Here is a 13,651-nt window from a genome sequence, read left to right as displayed (position 1 = left end):
GCAGAGAGTTAGGCTTGTTTCCGCCCCCGGCAGCCTGCAGTCCTACTCCTGCCCCGACTAAAGTCCAGTTCATAAAACCGTCCACGGTCTGTTTTGAAAGTCTGCGGTTTACCCTAGAATAAGGTTATAAGGTTGAGGTCAACGAAAGGCGGTGAGAAAATGCAAAATAGAAAAGGAAACGGACTTGCGGTTGTGCTGATCGTGCTCGGAGCAATAATGCTGATGGGTATTGCGCTTCCTCTGATTCATGGAGTCTTCAGAATTCTGTTCCCGGTATTGCTGGTTGTTCTCGGATACTACGGAATTAAAAGCGGACGCAAAATTATCGGCTGGATCGTAATGTTCATCGGTGTAATGTCGCTGATTGCCAAGCTTTCCTGGATCATCGGACCCCTGCTCGGTATCGCGCTTGTGGTTTGGGGAATCTCAGTACTGAAGGGCAAACAAAACAGAACATACTAAGTTTTTAGAAGTTTACTTACTAAGACGCAGGGAGGGAGCAGGAAATCATGAGTGTTTTTCGCCGCATGAGGGATATCACCGTAGCTAATCTAAATGAACGTCTGGAACAAAGCCAGGACCCTGTGAAGCTAATTGATCAATTTCTCCATTCAACCCGTGAAGAAATCAGTGAAGCTGAAAGACTGTATCAGCAATACGCTTCCCACACGAAGCAATTGCAGCAGCAAGTCAACCAGGCAACGGCCATGAAGAATAAGCGTGAAGAACAGGCGCTGTTGGCACTTAAGGCAGGAGAGGATCATCTCGCCAAGCTGGCTTTGCAGGAAAAGATCATTCACGAGGAAAAGCTGGAGCAGTACAGCGGGCTGCTGGAACAGAGCCAAGTATCGCTGTATGAGCTGGAAAGCCAGCTTAATGAACTGAAAGTCGAATATCAGACCGTATATAACAAACGCCAGTATTATGCAGCACGGATGGAGTCGCTGAGACTTCAGCAGCGGATGAACCAAAGAGCCGGAACCTACGGTAACGGCGGTGATGTTCCCAAGATGTTCGGACGGTTGGAAGACCGGATGAACGACTGGGAGCTGGAAGCGAAAAGTCTGCGCGATTTGCGCCGGATGGGGCAGGAATACGCAGTGCAGGCTGGAGAAACCGTAGCGACTGTGCTGGAAAGAGAAATGGCCCGTCTGAAGGAGAAGCTTAACAATGACGGAAAGGAGTAGTACTATGAGCCGATTGTACCGTTCAACCCGTGACAAGGTAATGACAGGGCTTGCAGGAGGAGTGTCCGAGACTCTCGGTATTGACTCCACCCTGTTCCGGATATTGCTCTTGGTCAGCATCCCCTTTACCGGGGGCGCAACCATTCTGGTGTACTTTGTTGCAGCGCTTGTCATTCCCAAGGAGCCAACGCAGTATAATCCTTTTGGCCCTGGACCCGGAGCTCCGGGCGGCCCTTATGGCGGCCCTTACTCCGGAGGACCTGGATATGGACGCGGCCCGCAAGGCCCGCAGGGTCCTCATGGACAGGGAGGATATGGTCCGAATAACGGTCAGCCCGGCTATAACCCCGGTTATGACAAAGCAAATGCTTACTCGGCCCCGGACTCCGGTCTGGATGCCATGATGAAGGATATTGAGAAGAAGGCCCTGCAGAAAGAAGTCGAAGAGCTTAAACAAAAACTTGCTAAATACGAGAAGGGAGAAGTGTAAAACATGGGAGTATTTCAACGGATTAAAGATATGACAAAGGCGTCGGTAAACGACTTGCTGGATAAGGTAGAGGACCCAATTGTAATGCTGAACCAATATCTGCGCGATATGGAGGCAGAAATTCACGAAGCTGAGGTTACCGTAGCGAAGCAAATGGCCAATGAGCGCCGGATGAAGCAGCGCGTCGATGAAGCAGCCAAAATGTCCGGACAACGTGCGGCACAGGCTGAGCTTGCTCTGAAGAATGGCCAGGAAGAAGTAACCCGCAAGCTGCTGGAGGAAAAAATCTATTTCGACCAGAAGCAGGTTGAATACAGCGATCTTCATGCTCAAGCTGAAGTACAAGCCAAAGAACTGGTACAGCAGCTGCATGACATGAAGGATGAGTTCTACAAGCTGCGCAACAAACGCAACGAGCTGGTATCCCGTGCACAAATGGCGAAAGCCAAGAAGCAAATGTCGCAAATCAGCAGTGTTCATGCCATCGAAAGCGGCAGCGCATCGCTCGGATTCCACCGTATGGAAGAAAAGATCATGCAGCTTGAAGCGGAAGCAGATGTTATGCGTGCCCCTTACAGCCCTTCGGCCGGTGTATACAGCAAGCCTGTGGATGCCGAGAAGCAGCTTAAAGTGGATGAGCAGCTCGCTGCACTTAAGAGCAAGCTGAACACAACTTCTTCATCCCCGTCACTTGACAAAAAAGAATAATAAGCCAGTTCCTAAACAATAGGCGTATATGATATGCTGAACAAGGTAAAGCCATACGGTATGGATTCTCCATACCGGTATGGCTTTTGTAGCGGGATGCGGCTATAGGTGGAAGTTTCTCCAATTCATGATGCATACAATCATCGATTGGAGAAATTTCAACATTAATCAGTTTTGCTGCGCAAAACTTTAGGTTTATGCTTACGAAGTTAGTTTTGCTCCGCAAAACTTTAAGGAGGTGCGAAATGGATAAACGAAACCGTTTGATTGCCATCGGACTGATTGGAATAGGCTGCTTAATGATATTTGGCAGATGGATCGGCTTTTTCTCCATTGTCGCGCTCCTGTTCCTGCTGCTGGGGATTTACCGGACGACATCGGGCAGGGTGAAGCAGGGTTATACTCTGCTTGGAGTCGGTGCCGTACTGATGCTGCTGGATCATTTGCTGCTTGTATTGGGGATTTGTCTGATCTCACTGGGGATGTTTTTTGTGAAGTCCAAAAGAATGCAGAAACGCGGCGGGTTCATGCAGAAGCAAAGCTTCTCTTCCCGGTTTGACTGGGACCTCTCCCCATGGGTGATGCGCAGTCTGAGTGCATGGCATGTGATGGGTGAAGCCGATGTGGATCTTTCGCTGGCTATGGCGGAGGATAAAGAGACCATCATGCTGTTTCAGGGCATTTTTGGCGATATGGATGTTCATTTGTCGGAAGACTACGGCGTGGAGATTGAAGCCTTTGTGCTGTTCGGCTCGATCGAATTCGGCAGCCATCGGGATACCGGAATGCTGAACCGGCTCAATTGGAAATCGGCCAATTATGACATCAGCGAGAATAAGGTGAAGATTAATGTATCTTATTTAATGGGCGACCTGGATATAAGCATGTCCTAAAAGGGATGAGTGTTAGCTAAGAAGGGAGGGCTCCCGGCGTGGAGGAAAAGAATAGGAGTATGGTAACACGCAGCATGGGCGAGGGGGCTCTGTTCTCCTTTGTCATGCTGCTGGTTATCCTGTACATTATGTATACATACGGATATTTGCAGCCCTTTGAATATTGGAAGATCGGGGTAAGAACGGCGGTGACGCTAATTCTGCTGCCGATGGTTTTCGGGATTGGCTTCGGTTTCTACCAGAGCTTCCGTATCAAGCGCAAGCTGGAGCGGTTGCGGGCAACACTCGTAGCCTGGGAGAAAGGAAATCTTACCCCGGCCATGCCGGAACTGGGTACGGATGAACTGGGCAGGCTCGGCGCACAGCTTGGCCGGATCAGCGGCAAGTGGGAGAACCAAGTGAACACACTGCAGCGGCTGTCCACCAAAAACGCCAAGCTTGCCGAACAGGCGCGCGTATCGGCGATTATGGAGGAAAGGCAGCGGCTGGCGCGTGAGCTGCATGATGCTGTATCGCAGCAGCTGTTCGCGATCTCCATGACAGCGACGGCTGTAGGCAGAACGCTGGAGAAGGACTTTGACAAGGCACAGCGGCAGATTGCGCTTATCGAGGAGATGTCCGCCGTAGCCCAGTCGGAGATGCGGGCACTGCTGCTGCACCTGCGTCCGGTGTACTTGGAGGGCAAAGGTCTGGAGCAGGGGCTGCAGGAGTTGATAAAGGAACTGGAGATCAAGGTTCCTATGGAGATTGTGTTTGAGATGGACCCGGATGTGCATCTGCTTAAAGGGATCGAGAATCATTTGTTCCGCATTGTGCAGGAGGCCATTTCCAATACGCTGCGCCACGCCAAAGCGGATAAGATGGAGATCCGGCTGCACCGCCGGGGAGATACCGTACGGCTCACGCTGCGGGATGACGGGATTGGCTTCGAGATGGATGAGAGTAAGCAGACTTCCTACGGCCTCTCCAATATGCAGGAGCGGATCAATGAAACCGGAGGTTCCATTCAATTTATCACCGCACCCGGCAAAGGGATGCGCATTGAAATTACTGTACCACTAGTTAATGAATAAGGGGGCAAGGGCAAACCATGGAGATAGAGGAAGCGGAAGCGATCAAAGTACTGCTCGTGGACGATCATGAAATGGTCCGGATCGGACTTGCTGCGGTGCTTGGCACCGAGGACGGAATTGAAGTTGTGGGCGAAGCCGGGAGCGGAGAAGAAGGCATTCGGCTGGCCCAGGAATATAATCCGGATGTGGTATTGATGGATCTTGTGATGGACGGCATGGACGGTATCGAAACAACGAGACAGCTCCTGAAGCTTTATCCGGATTGCAAGGTAATCGTGCTTACCAGCTATTTGGATGACGAAAAAATGTACCCGGTCATTGAAGCCGGAGCCTTCAGCTATTTGCTGAAAACCTCGCGGGCCAGTGAAGTAGCGGATGCCATCCGCGCGGCGGCAAGAGGCCAATCGGTGCTGGAGTCGCAGGTAGCTTCCAAAATGATGAACCGTTTCCGTAACAACGCCAAAGGAGAATCACCTGCCTACAAGGAGCTTACCGAGCGCGAAATGGAAGTGCTGAAGCTGCTGGCCCAGGGCAAATCCAATCAGGATATTGCTGACCAGCTGATTATCGGGATCAAAACTGTGAAATTTCACGTGACGAACATTCTCGCCAAGCTGGGTGTGGAAGACCGGACCCAGGCAGCTATATATGCTTACAAGAACGGTCTGGCTGAATAACAGCCTCAGGAAGTATATATCCTCTTGAACCTGGACATCCTTTCTAGTAGATTACTAGATTGGTTCGAGAGGGAGATGCGGAGATGAAGCTGCGGAACAGAGGAAGAGGGAAGGCCACATTAGCGCTGCTATGCATGTGTATTGCGGCACTATTACTGGCGGGGTTCCGCAGTGGGGCAGGCGGAGAGTCTGTGACGGCATCGGCTGCGGCTGATGTTATCATTTCCGAAGGGGCAGGACTGGAACAAGGTCTGGAACTGCTGGTTACAGCCGGACGGAAATCCACTGAACCGGGATCCCCGCTGCGGCTTGTGCTGAAATGGCAGGGGGAATACAGCGGTAACGCTGCGGAATCTGCGGAAGCAGCTGCCGGACTGGCTGAACGTCTCGGACTTGGAACGCCGGAGCACAGTGAAGAAGATGGACACGCAACCTTCCGTGCTGCCGCTTCTTTTAACCCATCAGGGAAAACCTCCATGTTCTGGAGCGGGATTGACCAAAGCAGCAGCTACGTGATCGTGACTCTGGAAACGGCTGATTTGCTCAAGGCTACGGCCTTTCAGGCAGCGGCGCAAGAAGCGGGTGTGCAGATGCAGGCTGCCGGCATCGAGCCGGAGTGGAATGTTTCCCTGCAGGGCGTGGCGTCCACACAGGGAACCCCGCGCGAAGCCCTTGTTCATACGGAACAGGCCATCGCTGCCGCGAGCTCCGGCTTGCAGGCGGTTGAAGATTATGAAGACGAAACCACGTACAGCCGCTCTTACAGTGTCCCGGGCTTGGCGCGTTATGTGAGCAGCGGGAAGCATGCTGTCGCTATGCAGACAGCTGTTCATAAGAACGGCAACAACAACAGCAACCGGGTAACAATCGGGCTGCCGCTGATCACGATTGAATATTGAGGGTGGATTCGATGAAATCCGAAGGTAATAGACATTAATTGTTATATAAGCTGGAGTATGTAAACGAATAAGAAAGATTAATGGAAAATTACGAAATCCCGAGAAAAACTGTCAGGAATGTGATAGCATCCTTTCTGCGAATATGATAAAATGACATCACGCCGTCATGCGTTTTTTATAATTTGACGGACGTTGAGAATGATTGTCAACTATATTACATACAGAGAGATGAGGAGCCATGGCTGAAAATCAAACCCTTGATGCACTGCATACACCCGGCGCTGTATTTTTTATCTTTGGGGCAACCGGAGATCTAGCCCGGCGCAAGCTTTTTCCGGCGATTTACAGTTTGTACCGTGAAGGTAAGCTGACACATGATTTTGCGGTAATTGGCGTGGCTCGGCGTCCCCGCACCCAGGAGGAATTCCGGGAAGATGTGAAAGAGTCCATTCGCGAATTCTGCCGCTACCAGGCGGGAGATGCTACAGAATGGAATGAGTTCGTGCAGCATTTTGAATACAAGTCTTTGGACATCAATAATATCGACGGCTTCCGTGAGCTCAACGCGCAAACGGAGGTAATCGAAGAGAAATTCCGCATTCCGGGCAACCGTCTGTTCTATCTCGCCCTCGCTCCTGAGCTGTTCGGCAGCGTATCATTCAACCTCAAAGCTGGTGGCATGCTGCAAAGTTCAGGCTGGAACCGTCTGGTGATCGAGAAGCCGTTCGGTTACAACCTGGAGTCTGCTGAGCAGCTGAACGAACAGATCCGCCAGGTGTTTAAGGAAGAAGAGATTTACCGGATCGACCACTACCTGGGCAAGGAAATGGTGCAGAACATCGAAGTCATCCGTTTTGCGAATGCCTTCTTTGAACCGCTCTGGAACAACAAGCACATCGCCAACATTCAGATCACCCTCGGTGAAACCGTTGGGGTGGAAGAGCGCGGCGGATATTACGATCATGCGGGAGCGCTGCGCGACATGGGCCAGAACCATATTTTGCAGCTGCTGACGATGATCGCTATGGAACCGCCAAGCCGTTTGCTGGCTGAAGATATCCGTGACGAGAAGGTCAAGGTGCTTCGTTCGCTGCGTCCGTATGCTTCCTCCGAAGAAGTGCGTGAGAACGTGGTGCGCGGCCAGTACACCCAAGGCCTATATAAAGGCAAGACCCTTCCGGCTTACCGCCAGGAAGACAAAGTGGATCCTGAATCCAATACCGAGACGTATTTCGCGGCGCGTGTATTTGTGGACAATTTCCGCTGGGCAGGTGTTCCTTTCTACATCCGTACGGGTAAACGTCTCCCGGTGAAGACGACGGAAGTGGTTGTAGAGTTCAAGGGTATGCCGACCAATGTCTATTTGGGTCAAAAGCATAACCTCGAGCCCAACCTGCTCGTCATCCGTGTGAATCCGATGGAAGGCATCTATGTGAAGATCAATGCCAAGAAACCGGGCTCGGAATCGGAAATTCAGCCGCTGGCTATGGATTTCTGCCAAAGCTGCATGGTGGGGATCAACTCGCCGGAAGCTTATGAGCGTCTGCTGCATGATGCGGCGCGTGGAGATTCGACCTATTTCACCCGTTGGGATGAGGTTTCGTCGGCATGGTCGTTCGTGGACCGTATCGCCAAAGCGTGGAAGGAAGAAGCGGCTGATCTGGCTTCGTACCCTGCAGGTTCGTGGGGTCCGGTGGAAGCCGATCAATTGCTGGCTCAGGAAGGTTTCCATTGGTGGCCGGTAAACGGACAGGAAGAAGACAATGTGGTCTGGCGGGTTAACAGCTAAGACCTGAATAAGCTGCAAGATTTAAGCTCCCCCTGCAGAGGCTGCAGGGAGAGCTTTTTTGCGATACCCCGTTAGTATGGGACTGGTTTTGTCCAAATATAAGAATTTATATGTTTCACACGATAACTTATCCTTCTATTTCTCGCTGAAACGATACCGTCCTTAAAAAGGACGGCAAAGCCGTTTCCACTTGGTGAAATTCACGCAAAATAGCCTCATATGGGCCGAGAGCTGTACGGAATAGGCTGCAATCGCTGTTTTTCTTACAAGATATTTGGTATAAGCCGCTTTTTTGTAGATAAAGTTTGCCGGATTTTGATATACTTTAAAGGATGCTTTCACTAGAAGCGGAACTGGAGACTATTATGGGATAACAATGAATTCACCAATGAAGGGATTTGTACTCATGAGCAGAGCGCCGATTTGATGAACAACCCGTGTGATATAAGCAGAAGCATGAATTTATATATGAAGGGATATGTGCAATGAATAAGGCACCGGATCAGAAGCTGCAACAGGAAGTGGACAAACGCAGAACCTTTGCGATCATTTCCCACCCGGATGCGGGTAAAACAACACTTACGGAGAAGTTGCTGCTGTTCGGCGGAGCCATCCGTTTAGCGGGATCGGTTAAAGCCCGCAAGGCAAGCAAACATGCAACAAGTGACTGGATGGAAATAGAGAAACAGCGCGGGATTTCCGTTACTTCCTCTGTGATGCAGTTCGACTATTTAGACCATCGGGTGAACATTCTGGATACCCCGGGTCACCAGGATTTCAGTGAGGACACCTACCGTACGTTAACGGCTGCGGATAGCGCAGTGATGCTGATCGACGTGGCGAAGGGCGTAGAAACACAGACTATCAAGCTGTTCCAGGTCTGCGCCAAACGCGGCATTCCGATCTTTACGTTCATCAACAAGCTGGACCGTGAAGGCCAAAGTCCGTTTGATCTGATGGAAGAGCTTGAGAATGTGCTGGGCATCCGTTCTGTTCCAATGAACTGGCCGATCGGCAGCGGACGTGAACTTTGCGGCGTGTACGACCGGATGAAGAATCAGGTGGAGCTGTTCCAGGGTGATGACCATTCCGTAATTAAAGTGCAAAAGGTGGAAAGCTACCGTGACCCGATCATCCGTGAGATGGCCGGTGAGTACCTGCATGATCAGCTGTGCCAGGAGCTGGAGCTGCTGGACGTTGCGGGCGATCCTTTTGACTATGAGAAGGTACTTCGCGGAGAGCTTACTCCGGTATTCTTCGGCAGTGCGATCAACAATTTCGGGGTGCAGACGTTCCTGGACAACTTCCTGGATCTTGCACCGAAGCCGGAGCCGCGCCGCAGTACAGTTGGCTCCATTGAGCCGACCAATGAGAAATTTACCGGCTATGTATTCAAAATCCAGGCGAACATGAACCCGGCCCACCGCGACCGGATTGCTTTCCTGCGGATCGTGTCCGGCAAGTTCGAGCGCGGCATGAGTGTCAAGCATGTCCGTGCAGGCAAGGACATCAAGCTGTCCCAGCCGCAGCAGTTCCTGGCTCAGGACCGCGATATCGTCGAAGAGGCGTATCCGGGCGATATTATCGGGCTGTTTGATCCGGGTATTTTCCGGATTGGCGATACACTCAGTCAAGCCGGGGATATGGAGTTCGATGAGCTGCCTACGTTCTCACCAGAGATTTTCTCCAAAGTAAGCATCAAAAACGCACTGAAATCGAAGCAGTTTCAGAAGGGTATTGATCAGCTGACGGAAGAGGGCATGATTCAGGTGTTCCGCACGGTCAACTTTGACGATATTCTGCTCGGAGTAGTCGGACAGCTGCAGTTTGAGGTGTTCGAGTACCGGATGAAGGGTGAATATGGCGTGGATGTTCAGCTGCAGCGGATGTCATATCAGTTCGCACGCTGGATCGTGGATGAGAACAAACCGGACCCCGGCAAATTCCGCATCAACTCTACACTGGTTACTGATAAGAAGGGCAACTACGTGGTGCTGTTCGAGAACGAATATGCGATGCGTACAGCGATGGAGAAGAACCCGACTGCGAAGTTCCTGGAAACAGCTCCTTGAGTGTAGGCTGTTGACGAATTCAGGCTGCAGGTGCAGATGATATAGCAGCACCTGCAGCATTTTCAAATAGGTAGTAAAAACCTCCGCCCCCATGTGTGCAGATGCACCTTGGGTGACGGAGGTTTTTGGCTCATGAGGCTTTCTAGGATGTGATGGATCCGGGAGTAACCTCCTCCAGATGTCTGTGGAGCAGACTAATCACATGATCCTGCTTGGCCTCTCCGAGGTCCTTCCAGACCATTTCGAACACGACGCCAAGCCCGGGAAGCGCAGCTTCCGGCCCGTCCACGGAGCCTTCAATCATGTGCCGCAGGTCTTCTTCGGACTGGCCGTGCACTTTATGGAGAATCGCCTGGCGCAAATCAATGGTAACCGGCATAATGTACCCCCTTAAAAGTTTTGTGAGTAAGGCTTCCTGCATTCCTTCGTACAAAACTGCTTCGAAAGCATGTGCTTAGTTTTGTGAGCAAGGCTTCCTGCAATTCTTCGTACAAAACTGCTTCGAAAGCATGTGCTTAGTTTTGTGAGCAAAGCATCCTGCCAATGGTTCGCAGAACCGGCTTTGGAAGCCTGCTCATGCTGAAACGCCCTGTACTAATGTGCCCTGCGGCGATGCTGAAAATTCAAGTTTGTGTGTGCTTATGCTATACTGTGTGAGATGTAAAATGTGAGCGGGAGGTACACGGACATGGCTAAAAAACAATATGCCATCATCGGAATGGGACGTTTCGGCTCAAGTGTAGCCAAGGCGCTCAGCGGGATGGGATTTGATGTGCTGGCCATCGATTCGGATGAGCAGCGCACACAGGAAATTTCGGGAATTGTTACCCATGCCGTATCCGCGGATTCCACCGATGAGGAAGCGTTGCGCGCACTGGGCATTCGGAATTTCGATGTTGTCGTTGTGGCAATCGGAGAAGATATTCAGGCGAGTATTCTCACGACGCTGATCTTGAAGGACCTTGGGGTGCCGGCGATTCTGGTCAAGGCTAAAAGTGAGCTGCACGGCAAGGTGCTAAGCAAGATCGGTGCAGACAAAGTCATTTACCCTGAACGGGACATGGGCATGCGGGTTGCGCATCATCTGGCCTCGCCGAACATCCTTGACTATATTGAGCTGTCGCCGGATTACAGTATTCTGGATATGAAGGTTCCCAGGCCGATGCTGGGCAAAAACCTGCAGGAGCTGAATATCCGCGCCAAATATGGCTGCAATGTGATGGCGATCCGCCGGGGCGAAGAAATGAATATTACTCCAAGAGCCGAGGACCGGCTGGCCGATGGCGATGTTCTTGTCATCGTTGGCCACAAGGACAACCTGACCAAGCTGGAGATGGCATATCAATAACGCACGAGCAAATGAAGTGTAACGTGGCTTTCGTGGTGCTGTAGGAAGTGTTAAGTGCGCTGCCGATAGTGGCCGGATTTGCTTAATTGCACTCTGTACAGCTATTTGCTTCGTTAACCGCTTGTTTAGAAGGATAGATGTATTTAGTGCAATTAAAATTTAGCATACCCCCGGTTTATAGCCATAATGATGATTATAAATGTACAGACTACAACTAAATTGGAATTAGGGGTAAAAAGCGTGATTCTAGTTGCAGAAAATACACTTAAAATGAAGCTGTGTGCAGGTGCAGCGTGTTAGAGAAATATATGGGAAGATCGTAGTGACTGCAAGGAAAAAGGCAGCAAAGATGCGATAACTAAGCTGCAGGTGAAAAGAAAGGTAGGACCTCATGGAAATTATGTCTCCGCAAAATACGCGGGTGAAGGAATGGGCCGGACTGCAGGAGAAGAAACACCGCGATAAGTCCGGCAAATATATTGTGGAAGGTATTCATCTCGTACAAGAGGCGCTGCTGGCCGAAGCCGATGTGGAAATATTGGCGTATGACCTCGATAAGGGCATGCCATCTGAGCTGAAGGAACTGCTGCAGGCGGTACAGGGCATGGAGGTCATCGGCGTGTCTGCACCGGTGATTGCGAAGTGCAGCAGCACCAATACACCGCAGCCGGTATTTGCGGTGGTGCGCAAGGAACAGCAGGGCGTGGAGACGATCCTTGCGAAGCCGGATAGTCTAGTCGTAGTGCTGGACGGAGTTCAGGACCCCGGCAACGTGGGGACGATCATCCGCAGCGCGGATGCGGCAGGCGCGGACGGCGTGATCCTCGGCCAAGGCTGCGCCGATCTGTACAACCCGAAGACCATTCGTTCCACGATGGGCTCGATGTTCCATCTCCCGGTGGTGGAGGGTGATTTAAGTGTTGTTTTGCCGCAGGCGCGGGAACGCGGCGCACTCTTAGTCAGCACCTCGCTGACCGGTGAGGACTCCTGCTACACCCACGATTTTCACGGCAGCCAGTGGCTGCTGATCGGCAGTGAAGGCAAGGGCATCTCGCCGGAAACGGCCGCGCTCGTCGATAAAAGCATTATCATCCCGATGGCTGGCCGTGCCGAATCGCTCAATGCGGCGATGGCAGCGACGATACTGCTGTTTGAGGGGATGCGGCAGCGGGGGTATAACTAAATAATAATTCCTGTCCATTTTCCCAATAACTGTCCCTGAATAAAAATAACTGTCCACAAATACCCAAAGACTGGAGAAGATCGATTCTTTCCTCGATCCAATCCCCAGTCTTTTTTCATCTTCTGCGGCGAACCCATGCAGGGATCTCTCAGTCTTTTCCCGAATCATACTCAAGCAGAAACCCAAGCAACTCAAGGGTTCAGAAGTTTTGTGGGGTCTTTTACTCAAGCTCTTACTCAAGCTATTCCCCTGGTTTTTGAGAACCTGATCCCCAGCTTTCCCCCTGCCTTTTCAGACACTAATTTTTATTCGTTTTCGTTCACAATTGAACCAGTTTCTTTCCAGTTTTCTGCTCTTGTTACCTGATACGGAGGGACACTAATTTTTATCTTGAAAATGAAGGGGAAGCCTTGTGGGGCAAGGGATTGGGGAGGGTTGGAAGAGGGAAACATTTGGGACAGGAATTTTTATGTCTTTACAGGGGGTTTTAACTAAACAATAATTCCTGTGTGAGTTATAACATAAAGTAGGACTGTTTTTAAGCATGAATGAGACCGCTTATAGCTTCAAAATGAGACCGAGAAATAGCAGCAATCCCTTGTGTGACAAGAGATTGCTGCTATTGGTATGTGGGCAGGGCTATAAGTAATACAGCGTACAACCGTTATTTATACCACACTGAATTTTTAAATCATATGGTAAGACATACCAGACCATTTTGTACTTCTGTAATCAAATTATTAGCGAAAACCTATTTAATTTTCAAAATATGAAATGCAGACTTCAAAACTGCTACAAGGCAGCCCTGAACAACTTAATAAAATATACGTAACACCGTCTCGTTCTCAGGTTGTTTACTCTCGCTTACAACCTCGACCCGCGAGACGGTGTCCTGTCCTCCTGGAACAACGATGGGCGTAACAGTAGAACATCCGTTTTCCCGGAGAGTTTCCATATCAAATTCCAGTAGAAGTTGTCCTTTTTTTACCCGGTCGCTGTTGCTTACATGAGCTGTAAAGCCCTTCCCTTTAAGAGAAACGGTATCCATGCCAACATGAATGAGCAATTGAACGCCGGAATTGTGCTCGATGAGAATAGCATGCTTACTCTTTTCCATGATATGGGCGATAATGCCGTCAAAAGGAGCAATGACCCTGCCGGAATCTGGCAAGATGGCGAATCCCTCGCCCATCGCTTTACTTGAGAAGGCTTCGTCCTGAACTTCATCCAGAGCTAAGAATTGACCGGAGAGAGGCGATGAGATATCTATGGAAGGCGATTCTATCTTTTTTTTCTTAAACCCAAACATAGGTTTTCCTCCTGTAACTGTGT

At 50.6% G+C, this 13,651-nt stretch carries 14 protein-coding genes; 12 read left to right on the top strand and 2 right to left on the bottom strand.

Going from position 1 to position 13,651, the window contains the following annotated elements; all coding sequences use genetic code 11:
• Window positions 1-159 precede the first annotated feature (159 nt).
• The 10 genes from ACQ76X_RS14805 (at window position 160) to ACQ76X_RS14760 (ending at window position 9,788) form a co-directional block, all read left to right on the top strand.
• Entirely contained in the window at window positions 160-462 is a 303-nt protein-coding gene (locus ACQ76X_RS14805) for a LiaF transmembrane domain-containing protein (protein ID WP_038596389.1), read from the top strand.
• Window positions 463-509: 47 nt separating this feature from the next.
• On the top strand, window positions 510-1,187 hold the full coding sequence (locus tag ACQ76X_RS14800; RefSeq protein ID WP_038596387.1) for a PspA/IM30 family protein: 678 nt from the start codon (window positions 510-512) through the stop codon (window positions 1,185-1,187).
• A gap of 4 nt (window positions 1,188-1,191) precedes the next feature.
• Window positions 1,192-1,677 carry a PspC domain-containing protein gene (locus tag ACQ76X_RS14795; protein WP_438494820.1) on the top strand — a complete coding sequence of 162 codons (486 nt, stop codon included), beginning with the start codon at window positions 1,192-1,194 and terminating at the stop codon, window positions 1,675-1,677.
• Between the two features lie 3 nt (window positions 1,678-1,680).
• Window positions 1,681-2,385: a PspA/IM30 family protein gene (locus ACQ76X_RS14790; RefSeq protein ID WP_438494819.1), complete on the top strand. Its 705-nt coding sequence runs from the start codon at window positions 1,681-1,683 to the stop codon at window positions 2,383-2,385.
• Window positions 2,386-2,630: 245 nt separating this feature from the next.
• The gene (liaF, locus tag ACQ76X_RS14785; RefSeq protein ID WP_076112581.1) at window positions 2,631-3,278 is read left to right on the top strand and encodes a cell wall-active antibiotics response protein LiaF; all 648 of its coding nucleotides are present in this window, start codon (window positions 2,631-2,633) and stop codon (window positions 3,276-3,278) included.
• Window positions 3,279-3,337: 59 nt separating this feature from the next.
• Window positions 3,338-4,351 (top strand): histidine kinase, encoded by a 1,014-nt coding sequence (locus ACQ76X_RS14780; protein WP_438494867.1) that lies wholly within the window; start codon window positions 3,338-3,340, stop codon window positions 4,349-4,351.
• A gap of 17 nt (window positions 4,352-4,368) precedes the next feature.
• Window positions 4,369-5,028, top strand: coding sequence for a response regulator transcription factor (locus ACQ76X_RS14775; protein WP_341096248.1), 660 nt, complete (start codon window positions 4,369-4,371; stop codon window positions 5,026-5,028).
• Window positions 5,029-5,111: 83 nt separating this feature from the next.
• Window positions 5,112-5,927, top strand: a complete 816-nt coding sequence (locus ACQ76X_RS14770) for a YwmB family TATA-box binding protein (RefSeq protein ID WP_438494818.1) — start codon at window positions 5,112-5,114, stop codon at window positions 5,925-5,927.
• 238 nt (window positions 5,928-6,165) lie between these two features.
• Window positions 6,166-7,716: a glucose-6-phosphate dehydrogenase gene (gene zwf, locus ACQ76X_RS14765; protein WP_438494817.1), complete on the top strand. Its 1,551-nt coding sequence runs from the start codon at window positions 6,166-6,168 to the stop codon at window positions 7,714-7,716.
• 485 nt (window positions 7,717-8,201) lie between these two features.
• Window positions 8,202-9,788: a peptide chain release factor 3 gene (locus ACQ76X_RS14760; RefSeq protein ID WP_438494816.1), complete on the top strand. Its 1,587-nt coding sequence runs from the start codon at window positions 8,202-8,204 to the stop codon at window positions 9,786-9,788.
• A 142-nt stretch (window positions 9,789-9,930) separates the two neighbouring features.
• On the opposite strand, the gene sspI is transcribed toward ACQ76X_RS14760, so the two are convergent.
• Window positions 9,931-10,167 carry a small acid-soluble spore protein SspI gene (gene sspI / locus ACQ76X_RS14755; protein WP_038596368.1) on the bottom strand — a complete coding sequence of 79 codons (237 nt, stop codon included), beginning with the start codon at window positions 10,165-10,167 and terminating at the stop codon, window positions 9,931-9,933.
• A gap of 309 nt (window positions 10,168-10,476) precedes the next feature.
• On the opposite strand from sspI, the gene ACQ76X_RS14750 reads away from it, so the two are divergent.
• Both ACQ76X_RS14750 and ACQ76X_RS14745 read left to right on the top strand, forming a co-directional pair.
• Window positions 10,477-11,136 carry a potassium channel family protein gene (locus ACQ76X_RS14750; protein ID WP_038596366.1) on the top strand — a complete coding sequence of 220 codons (660 nt, stop codon included), beginning with the start codon at window positions 10,477-10,479 and terminating at the stop codon, window positions 11,134-11,136.
• 391 nt (window positions 11,137-11,527) lie between these two features.
• Window positions 11,528-12,319 (top strand): TrmH family RNA methyltransferase, encoded by a 792-nt coding sequence (locus ACQ76X_RS14745; RefSeq protein WP_438494815.1) that lies wholly within the window; start codon window positions 11,528-11,530, stop codon window positions 12,317-12,319.
• 814 nt (window positions 12,320-13,133) lie between these two features.
• Here ACQ76X_RS14745 and ACQ76X_RS14740 read toward each other — a convergent pair.
• Window positions 13,134-13,628, bottom strand: coding sequence for a PTS sugar transporter subunit IIA (locus tag ACQ76X_RS14740; protein WP_438494814.1), 495 nt, complete (start codon window positions 13,626-13,628; stop codon window positions 13,134-13,136).
• Window positions 13,629-13,651: the final 23 nt, after the last annotated feature.

The sequence above is a fragment of the Paenibacillus sp. IHBB 3054 genome (genome assembly GCF_051594305.1).
Taxonomy (GTDB): Bacteria; Bacillota; Bacilli; order Paenibacillales; family Paenibacillaceae; genus Paenibacillus_AQ.
This window is presented reverse-complemented; position numbering and strand designations above follow the sequence as displayed.

Coding starts and splice junctions, on each gene's coding strand:
- ACQ76X_RS14745 (WP_438494815.1), top strand. CDS start 11,528: ATGGAAATTATGTCTCCGCAAAATACGCGGGTGAAGGAATGGGCCGGA.
- ACQ76X_RS14800 (WP_038596387.1), top strand. CDS start 510: ATGAGTGTTTTTCGCCGCATGAGGGATATCACCGTAGCTAATCTAAAT.
- ACQ76X_RS14790 (WP_438494819.1), top strand. CDS start 1,681: ATGGGAGTATTTCAACGGATTAAAGATATGACAAAGGCGTCGGTAAAC.
- ACQ76X_RS14770 (WP_438494818.1), top strand. CDS start 5,112: ATGAAGCTGCGGAACAGAGGAAGAGGGAAGGCCACATTAGCGCTGCTA.
- ACQ76X_RS14740 (WP_438494814.1), bottom strand. CDS start 13,628: ATGTTTGGGTTTAAGAAAAAAAAGATAGAATCGCCTTCCATAGATATC.
- ACQ76X_RS14760 (WP_438494816.1), top strand. CDS start 8,202: ATGAATAAGGCACCGGATCAGAAGCTGCAACAGGAAGTGGACAAACGC.
- zwf (WP_438494817.1), top strand. CDS start 6,166: ATGGCTGAAAATCAAACCCTTGATGCACTGCATACACCCGGCGCTGTA.
- ACQ76X_RS14805 (WP_038596389.1), top strand. CDS start 160: ATGCAAAATAGAAAAGGAAACGGACTTGCGGTTGTGCTGATCGTGCTC.
- ACQ76X_RS14795 (WP_438494820.1), top strand. CDS start 1,192: ATGAGCCGATTGTACCGTTCAACCCGTGACAAGGTAATGACAGGGCTT.
- sspI (WP_038596368.1), bottom strand. CDS start 10,167: ATGCCGGTTACCATTGATTTGCGCCAGGCGATTCTCCATAAAGTGCAC.
- ACQ76X_RS14775 (WP_341096248.1), top strand. CDS start 4,369: ATGGAGATAGAGGAAGCGGAAGCGATCAAAGTACTGCTCGTGGACGAT.
- ACQ76X_RS14780 (WP_438494867.1), top strand. CDS start 3,338: ATGGTAACACGCAGCATGGGCGAGGGGGCTCTGTTCTCCTTTGTCATG.
- liaF (WP_076112581.1), top strand. CDS start 2,631: ATGGATAAACGAAACCGTTTGATTGCCATCGGACTGATTGGAATAGGC.
- ACQ76X_RS14750 (WP_038596366.1), top strand. CDS start 10,477: ATGGCTAAAAAACAATATGCCATCATCGGAATGGGACGTTTCGGCTCA.